Origin of the sequence: Breznakia sp. PF5-3, from assembly GCF_029504745.1 — a bacterium.
In the GTDB taxonomy this organism is placed as follows: domain Bacteria; phylum Bacillota_I; class Bacilli_A; order Erysipelotrichales; family Erysipelotrichaceae; genus Breznakia.
This window is the reverse complement of record NZ_JAQFIQ010000085.1, coordinates 1-1642: the sequence shown is the minus strand read 5'-3', so window position 1 is coordinate 1642 and position 1642 is coordinate 1. Positions and strand designations below refer to the sequence as shown.

Here is a 1642-nt window from a genome sequence, read left to right as displayed (position 1 = left end):
GCTTAATTATTTTTGAAAGTTCCTCTTCACCCCCTTTTCTCATTGAAAGTTCCTTTTTATAATAAAATTAGGATATGTGCAAACTTTAAGGAGGTGCGATTCATGTTATGCACAAATAAATCATATACACATCTTACTATAGAAGAAAGAAAACAAATTGAGTCTTTTCTTAATATTCCAAATATTACCTTAAATCAAATAGCTTCTTCATTAAATAGATCCCCTAAGTGTATCCGTTATGAAATTAAAAAACATCGATTTGTGAAGGTACGCTCCAATCAACGCAATAAGTGTGGTCTTCAAGTTAACTGTTCTATCCAAAGATTATGTACACATTGTATTGCTGGTTTTTGTAGTCAGTGCACCCATGATAATTGTAATCAGCTTTGTGAGAACTTTACTAGAGAGCCTGTTTGTATACGTACAACTAGATTTCCCTTTACCTGTTCGAATTGCAGTTCAATCGAAAGATGTAAATTACCTAAGTTTTTCTATTTAGCACAATTAGCTCATGATGGAGCTATTAGAAATAATACTGTATGGAAAGAGGGTCCTAAATTATCTGAATTGGAATTAAAAAATATCACAAAAATTATTAAAGAAGGCGTCAAAAACAAACAATCACTTGATGTCATCATAAATACCAACAACCTGCCTGTATCTGTTTCTACTATTTATCGTTACATAGAAAAACGTTATATTGATGGAATACAAAATATTGATTTAAAGCGTAAAGTTCGTTATAAAGCAAGAAATAGTGTTAAATCACAACCTATCCCATTAAACTATGATTACTTAAATGGTAGACGGTACGCTAAATTTATTGAAAGAATAGAAGATGGTGATAGTTCAATCAATATATGGGAAATGGATACTATCGTTGGAAAAATTGGTGGGGATGAAAAAGCTGTTCTATCCCTTTTACACAGAAAATCAAATCTACAGTTTTATTTCTTACTACCTCGTTTAAATTCCTTAGAAGTGAATAAAGTATTTAGTCAGTTGAAAGAAAAACTTGGATCCGATTTATTTAAAGAAACATTCACAATAATTCTTACTGATAATGGTCATGAGTTCCGTGATCCCTTATCTCTTGAAACGGATTTAGATACTGGAGAGATACTAATATCTATTTATTATTGTGAACCAAGAAGAAGTGAAGAAAAAGGGAAATGTGAAAAGAATCATGAGCATTTTAGAGAATGTATTCCCAAAGGAATTAGTATGAATTCATTATCAATTAAAGATATTGAATTTGTTTCATTGATGGTAAATAATTATCCAAGAAGATTATTCAACTTCAACTCCCCATATCAAATAGCTAAAATGTTTCTGAATAAAAAGGTGTTAGAAATTAATCGACTAACTTATATAGCTAATAAAGAAGTCGTTCTAACACCAATTATCCACAAATAGAAAGCAAATGTCATAGCACATATCCTGTATTACCATATTAATAATAAAGGAACTTTCTATGAGAAAATCAAAATTTTCTTTAGAAAACAGAGTTTTTGTGTGCGTATTTTTCTTTCTATTCATCTATATATTATATTGTTTTTTCATTTTTTAAAATACTTTGTAGTAAAAAGTTCTTTTAAAAAGGGAACTTTCTCTAATAAGGAACTTTCTCTGCAAATTGACC

1 protein-coding gene is annotated in these 1642 nt (G+C 29.5%); it reads left to right on the top strand.

Annotated elements, in window-relative coordinates; translation table 11 throughout:
* The first annotated feature begins 102 nt into the window (after nucleotides 1-102).
* The gene (locus M2475_RS11345; protein WP_277491648.1) at nucleotides 103-1416 is read left to right on the top strand and encodes an IS30 family transposase; all 1314 of its coding nucleotides are present in this window, start codon (nucleotides 103-105) and stop codon (nucleotides 1414-1416) included.
* The last annotated feature ends 226 nt before the right edge of the window (nucleotides 1417-1642 follow it).

What these genes read in the sequence shown, in the direction of transcription:
- M2475_RS11345 (WP_277491648.1), top strand. Translation starts at nt 103, where the DNA reads ATGTTATGCACAAATAAATCATATACACATCTTACTATAGAAGAAAGA.